Origin of the sequence: Streptomyces sp. NPDC046870 (assembly GCF_040704595.1) — a bacterium.
Classification (GTDB): Bacteria; Actinomycetota; Actinomycetes; order Streptomycetales; family Streptomycetaceae; genus Streptomyces; species Streptomyces argyrophylli.
In genome coordinates this window covers 296,020-302,376 of the sequence record NZ_JBEYXM010000009.1, presented here as the reverse complement: position 1 = coordinate 302,376, position 6,357 = coordinate 296,020, and the positions used below count along the sequence as shown (strand labels likewise).

At 73.5% G+C, this 6,357-nt stretch carries 4 protein-coding genes and 1 pseudogene; 1 reads left to right on the top strand and 4 read right to left on the bottom strand.

All coding sequences use genetic code 11. From position 1 onward, the window contains the following. Positions 1 to 1,483, top strand: a pseudogene (locus AB0946_RS22040) (ABC transporter); the annotation flags it as partial. 264 nt (positions 1,484 to 1,747) lie between these two features. On the opposite strand, the gene AB0946_RS22035 reads toward AB0946_RS22040, so the two are convergent. The 4 genes from AB0946_RS22035 to AB0946_RS22020 form a co-directional block, all read right to left on the bottom strand. Then, positions 1,748 to 2,644: a lysophospholipid acyltransferase family protein gene (locus AB0946_RS22035; RefSeq protein ID WP_366762323.1), complete on the bottom strand. Its 897-nt coding sequence runs from the start codon at positions 2,642 to 2,644 to the stop codon at positions 1,748 to 1,750. Continuing rightward, positions 2,644 to 3,414 (bottom strand): GNAT family N-acyltransferase, encoded by a 771-nt coding sequence (locus tag AB0946_RS22030; RefSeq protein WP_366762322.1) that lies wholly within the window; start codon positions 3,412 to 3,414, stop codon positions 2,644 to 2,646. The genes AB0946_RS22035 and AB0946_RS22030 overlap by 1 nt, the downstream gene beginning before the upstream one ends. A 246-nt stretch (positions 3,415 to 3,660) precedes the next feature. Continuing rightward, positions 3,661 to 4,410 (bottom strand): succinate dehydrogenase/fumarate reductase iron-sulfur subunit, encoded by a 750-nt coding sequence (locus AB0946_RS22025; RefSeq protein ID WP_366762321.1) that lies wholly within the window; start codon positions 4,408 to 4,410, stop codon positions 3,661 to 3,663. Then, positions 4,407 to 6,356 carry a fumarate reductase/succinate dehydrogenase flavoprotein subunit gene (locus AB0946_RS22020; protein WP_366762320.1) on the bottom strand — a complete coding sequence of 650 codons (1,950 nt, stop codon included), beginning with the start codon at positions 6,354 to 6,356 and terminating at the stop codon, positions 4,407 to 4,409. The genes AB0946_RS22025 and AB0946_RS22020 overlap by 4 nt, the downstream gene beginning before the upstream one ends. Between the last annotated feature and the right edge of the window lies 1 nt (position 6,357).

Sequence of the window (6,357 nt, the reverse complement as noted above, 5' to 3'; positions counted from 1 at the left end):
GATTCCGATATCTTTTGTCGTGTTATGCTGTGTACTCGTTGGGATAGCCGCTCCGCCCCGCGGGGCCCTGCCCGGGGCCGGCCCCCGCCGGCCCACGGCCCGGGTGCTCACGGCCGACCTCACGTCCCGGATCGCGCCGGTGGTCGAGCTGGGGCTCGGCTACCTCAGCCTGGACCGGGCCACCCCGACCCTCTCGGCGGGCGAGCTGCAGCGGCTGCGGCTCGCCACGCAGCTGCGGTCCGGGCTGTTCGGTGTGGTGTACGTGCTGGACGAGCCGTCCGCCGGGCTGCACCCGGCGGACACCGAGGCGCTGCTGACCGTGCTGGACCGGCTGAAGGCGGCCGGGAACTCGGTGTTCGTGGTGGAGCACCACCTGGAGGTGGTGCGCGGCGCCGACTGGGTGGTCGACGTGGGCCCCGGCGCGGGCGAGCACGGCGGGCGGGTGCTGTACAGCGGGCCGGTCGCCGAGCTGGCCTCGGTCGAGGAGTCGGCGACGGCCGTGTTCCTCTTCGACGAGTCGCCCGGTCCGCCGCGCCAGGTCCGCGCGCCCCGTGGCTGGTTGACGGTGGGCCCGGTGACCCGGCACAACCTGCGGGAGGTGACGGCCGAGTTCCCCCTCGGCACGTTCACCGCGGTGACCGGTGTCTCCGGCTCCGGCAAGTCCACGCTCATCGGCGAGTTGACGGAGGCCCTGGACGGCGTCGAGCGGCTGGTCCGCGTCGACCAGAAACCCATCGGACGCACCCCGCGGTCCAACCTGGCCACCTACACCGGTCTGTTCGACGTCGTGCGGAAGGTGTTCGCCGGCACGCCGGAGGCGCGGGAACGCGGCTACGGCGTGGGGCGGTTCTCGTTCAACGTGGCCGGCGGACGCTGCGAGACCTGCCAGGGCGAGGGGTTCGTCAGCGTGGAACTGCTGTTCCTGCCGAGCACCTACGCGCCCTGCCCGGACTGCGGCGGCGCCCGCTACAACCCCGAGACGCTCCGGGTGACGTACCGGGGGCGGACCATCGCCGACGTGCTCGACCTGACCGTGGAGGCCGCCGCGGAGTTCTTCGCGGACTCCCCCGCCGCCGCCCGCAGCCTCGGCACCCTGCTCGACGTGGGCCTCGGCTACCTGCGGCTCGGCCAGCCGGCGACCGAGCTGTCCGGCGGCGAGGCGCAGCGGATCAAGCTGGCGAGCGAACTCCAGCGCGGGCGCCGGGGCCACACCCTGTACCTGCTGGACGAGCCGACGACCGGCCTGCACCCCGCCGACGTGGAGGTCCTGATGGACCGCCTGCACGGGCTGGTCGACGCCGGGCACACCGTCGTCGTGGTGGAGCACGACATGACGGTGGTCGCGGGCGCCGACTGGGTGATCGACCTGGGCCCGGGCGGCGGCGACCGGGGCGGCCGCATCGTCGCGGCCGGCCCGCCGGACCGGGTGTCCCGCTCGGAGGGCAGCGCGACGGCGCCCTATCTGGCGCGGGTCATGCCCTGAGCGGCCGGTCCGCCGCCGGGCTGGGAGCCGGGCGCGTGGCACTGGTCGACGCGGCCGAGCGCCGCCGCGGTGGGGTGCGGAGTGCCGGTGGAGCGGCCCGTGGCCACCATCGTGATGGTGTGCGGGGCGGCGGAGACCCCAGGCCGCGGAGCACGCGATCGCGCAGCACCTGTGGCACGCGCACCCGCTGATGCCGCCCGGCCAGGCAGGTGGCCGCATGGCCGCAGGCCGGCGGGCGCGACCGTGCGGCGCGGCACGCCGCGGTCACCGCGCCGGGAGCCGGAAGGCTCCCGCCCGGCCATCGTGTGCGCCTGTGCGTGGCCGGCCGAACCGGTCGTACGGCCCCTCCGCCGCGCTCGCGACCAGCGCCGCGTGGGTCCAGGCCGGTGCGGGTGCGGCCGGCTGTGCCGCGAGGGCGAGGGCGCGGCGGTCGGGCCGGGTGCCCGGTGGGATCACCGGCCGGACCTCCACCTCGGCGACCAGACCGCGGGTCCGGGCCACCCGCCACAGGGAGGCCAGCAGGGTGTCCTCGCCGACGAAGGCCGCCGCGGTGCCGGGCCCGCCGTCCTTCCGCCGGTAGCGCAGGCCGACCGGCTGCACGGGCACGCCCGCGTCGAGCGCGGCCTGGAAGACGGCCCGGCGGAAGCGGCCGTGGGCACGCCCGCACCAGGTGCTGCCCTCGGGGAACGCGGTCACGGCCGCTCCCGCGCGCAGGGCGCCCGCGATCTCGGAGACCGTTCCGGGCAGGGCGCGCAGCCGGTCCCGCTCGATGAACAGGGCCCCGCCGCGCGCGGCCAGCGCGCCCGCCAGGGGCCAGCCCCGGACCTCGGTCTTGGCGAGCATCCGGGCCGGTCGCACGGCGGTGAGCAGCGGGACGTCCAGCCACGAGACGTGGTTGGCGACCAGCAGCAGCCCGCCGGCCGGCGGGGCGGCACCGGTGATCCGGACCCGGACCCCGATGGCCCGCACGATCATCCGGCACCACCGCCCGACCCACTCGGCGGAAATCCTCCCGCCGAGCGGGGACAGCGCGATCCCGGCCAGCAGCAGGACGGCGACCGCGGTCAGCCGCAGCACGGCACGGGGCACGGCCGCGGCGGTCCGGACCGGCTCCAGGCAGGCGCCCGGGGTGCAGGGCGCGGTGGGCAGCCAGGCGTTCATCAGGCCGGGACGAGGGAGAGGAAGTGCCGCAGGTAGCGCGGGTCGACCCGGCGCATCGACAGCAGGACGTACAGGTCGGCGACCCCGAAGGCGGGGTCGTGCGCGGGTTCGCCGCACACCCAGGCGCCGAGCCGGAGGTAGCCGCGCAGCAGGGCGGGCAGTTCGGTGCGGGCGGCGGGGGCCGCGGCGCCCGGCGTCCACGGCAGCAGCGGCCGGACCCGGAACTCCTCGGGTGCCAGGTGCTTGTTCCGGACCCGCTCCCAGGTGCCCGTGGCGAGGGCGCCGCCGTCGGCGAGGGGCACCGAGCAGCAGCCCGCCAGCCACTCGTGGCCCCGGTCGGTCATGTAGCGGGCGATGCCGGCCCAGATCAGGCCGATGACGGTGCCGTCGCGGTGGTCGGGGTGGACGCAGGAGCGGCCGACCTCGACCAGGCCGGGCCGGATCGCGTCCAGCGCGGCCAGGTCGAACTCGCCCTCCGAGTAGAGCCGGCCGGCGATCGCGGCCCGCTCCGGCGGCAGCAGCCGGTAGGTGCCGACGACCTGCCCGGTCACCTCCTCGCGCACGAGCAGGTGGTCGCAGTAGGAGTCGAAGGCGTCGACGTCGTGTCCGGGTTCCGCGGTGGCCAGCAGGGCCCCCATCTCCCCGGCGAAGACGTCGTGCCGCAGCCGCTGGGCGGCGCGCACGTCGGCCTCGTCGCGGGCGAGGGTGACGGTGTAGCGGGTGGGTGCCGCGGGCTGCGGGGGACGGTCGAGGGTGGAAACGCCGGTCATGGCTTACTCCTGGGCACGGGCCGGGTCGGCGGCGGGGGCGACGGGCCCGGTGCGTACGGCCCGCCGCTCCTGTTCTTCCGAGAACGGTTGGCGTGCGCGTGACCGGTGCCGGGAGAGGGGATGTGGGGGTGGTGAACGCCGGGGTCGTCCGTGCGCCGAGACTGCCGGGACCGGGAAAACCAGACGGGGCCGGGGAGCACCGTCCCGGCCCCGCCCGTCCACCGGTCGGCGAACGTTTCTCGGGTGTTACCTCTTGCCGGCCTTCCGGGTGGCCCTCAGCCACTCCTTGTTCATGCTGGTGATCGAGACCAGCGGGATGCCCTTGGGGCAGGCGGTCGCGCACTCACCGGTCAGCGTGCACCCGCCGAAGCCCTCCGCGTCCATCTGCGCCACCATGTCCAGCACCCGCGTCTCCCGCTCGGGCGCGCCCTGGGGCAGTACGTTCAGATGGTTGACCTTGGCGGAGGTGAACAGCATCGCCGCGCCGTTCGGGCACGCGGCGACGCACGCCCCGCACCCGATGCACTCGGCGTGCTCGAACGCGAAGTCGGCGTCGGCCTTCGGCACCGGCGTGGCGTGGGCCTCGGGCGCGGAGCCGGTCGGCGCGGTGATGTAGCCGCCGGCCTGGATGATCCGGTCGAACGCCGACCGGTCCACGACCAGGTCCTTGATCACCGGGAACGCGGACGCCCGCCACGGCTCGATGTCGATCGTGTCGCCGTCCCGGAAGGACCGCATGTGCAGCTGGCAGGTGGTGGTCCGCTCCGGCCCGTGCGCGTCGCCGTTGATGACGAGCGAGCACGCGCCGCAGATGCCCTCGCGGCAGTCGTGGTCGAAGGCGACCGGCTCCTGTCCGGAGAGGATGAGTTGTTCGTTGAGGACGTCCAGCATCTCCAGGAAGGACATGTCGGGCGAGATGTCGTCCACCTCGTAGGTGGACATCGCTCCTTCGGCGTCGGCGTTCTTCTGCCGCCAGACGCGCAGGGTGAGCTTCATGCGTAGCTCCGCTGGGTGGGATGGACGTACTCGAAGACCAGGTCTTCCTTGTGCAGGACGGGCGCCTCGCCGGTGCCGGTGAACTCCCAGGCGGCGGCGTACGAGAACGCGTCGTCCTTGCGGGCGGCCTCGCCGTCCGGGGTCTGGGACTCCTCGCGGAAGTGGCCGCCGCAGGACTCGGTGCGGTGCAGCGCGTCGAGGCACATCAGCTCGGCGAGCTCCAGGTAGTCGACGATCCGGTTGGCCTTCTCCAGCGACTGGTTGAACTCCTCGCCGGTGCCGGGCACCTTGATCCGGCGCCAGAACTCCTCGCGGATCTGCGGGATGCGCTCCAGCGCCTTGCGCAGCCCCGTGTCGGAACGGGCCATGCCGCAGAACTCCCACATCAGCTCGCCGAGTTCGCGGTGGAAGGAGTCCGGGGTGCGGTCGCCGTCCACCGCCAGCAGGAGGTTGATCCGGTCCTCCGTCTCGGCCAGCACCTCCTGGACGACGGGGTGCTCACCGGTGACCGGTTCCTGGTGCGGGTTGCGGGCCAGGTAGTCATTGATGGTGGCCGGCAGCACGAAATAGCCGTCGGCGAGGCCCTGCATCAGCGCGGAGGCACCGAGCCGGTTGGCGCCGTGGTCGGAGAAGTTGGCCTCGCCGATCGCGAACAGCCCGGGGACCGTGGTCTGGAGGTCGTAGTCGACCCACAGGCCGCCCATCGTGTAGTGCACGGCCGGGTAGATCCGCATCGGCACCTCGTACGGATCCTCGTCGGTGATCCGCTGGTACATGTCGAAGAGGTTGCCGTACCTGGCCTCGACGGCCTTGCGGCCCATCCGCCGGATGGCGTCGGCGAAGTCCAGGTAGACGCCCTGTCCGCCGGGGCCCACTCCCCTGCCCTCGTCGCAGACGTTCTTCGCGGCGCGGGAGGCGATGTCCCGGGGCACGAGGTTGCCGAAGGACGGGTAGATGCGCTCCAGGTAGTAGTCGCGCTCGTCCTCGGGGATCTCGTTCGGCGGGCGGGTGTCGCCCTGGGCCCTGGGCACCCAGATGCGGCCGTCGTTGCGCAGCGACTCGCTCATCAGCGTCAGCTTCGACTGATGGTCGCCGGTGCGCGGGATGCAGGTCGGGTGGATCTGTGTGAAGCAGGGGTTGGCGAAGTACGCGCCGCGCCGGTGCGCCCGCCAGACGGCGGTCGCGTTGGAGTTCATCGCGTTGGTCGACAGGTAGAAGACGTTCCCGTAGCCGCCGCTCGCGAGGACCACGGCGTCCGCGAAGTACGTGTCGATCCTGCCGGTGACGAGGTCGCGCGCCACGATCCCGCGGGCCCGTCCGTCGACGACGATCAGGTCGAGCATCTCGGTGCGCGGGTGCATCTCCACGTTCCCGGCGGCGATCTGCCGGGACAGCGCCTGGTAGGCGCCCAGCAGCAGCTGCTGGCCCGTCTGGCCGCGGGCGTAGAAGGTGCGCGAGACCTGGACACCGCCGAAGGAGCGGGTGTCGAGCAGGCCGCCGTACTCGCGCGCGAACGGCACGCCCTGGGCCACGCACTGGTCGATGATCTCGACGGAGATCTGCGCCAGCCGGTGGACGTTGGACTCGCGGGCCCGGAAGTCGCCGCCCTTGACGGTGTCGTAGAACAGGCGGTGGATGGAGTCGCCGTCGTTGCGGTAGTTCTTCGCCGCGTTGATCCCGCCCTGCGCGGCGATGGAGTGGGCGCGGCGCGGGGAGTCCTGGTAGCAGAACTGGACGACGTGGTAGCCCTGTTCGGCGAGCGTGGCGCCGGCGGAGCCGCCGGCCAGACCGGTGCCGACCACGATGACCGTGTGCTTGCGCCGGTTGGCGGGGTTGACCAGCTTCGCCTCGAAGCGGCGCTTGTCCCAGCGTTCGTGGATGGGCCCGGCGGGGGCCTTGGTGTCGGTGACCGGCGCGCCGGTCGTGTAGTCGGCGTAGGTACTCATG

What these genes read in the sequence shown, in the direction of transcription:
- AB0946_RS22030 (WP_366762322.1), bottom strand. Translation starts at nt 3,414, where the DNA reads ATGACCGGCGTTTCCACCCTCGACCGTCCCCCGCAGCCCGCGGCACCC.
- AB0946_RS22035 (WP_366762323.1), bottom strand. Translation starts at nt 2,644, where the DNA reads ATGAACGCCTGGCTGCCCACCGCGCCCTGCACCCCGGGCGCCTGCCTG.
- AB0946_RS22025 (WP_366762321.1), bottom strand. Translation starts at nt 4,410, where the DNA reads ATGAAGCTCACCCTGCGCGTCTGGCGGCAGAAGAACGCCGACGCCGAA.
- AB0946_RS22020 (WP_366762320.1), bottom strand. Translation starts at nt 6,356, where the DNA reads ATGAGTACCTACGCCGACTACACGACCGGCGCGCCGGTCACCGACACC.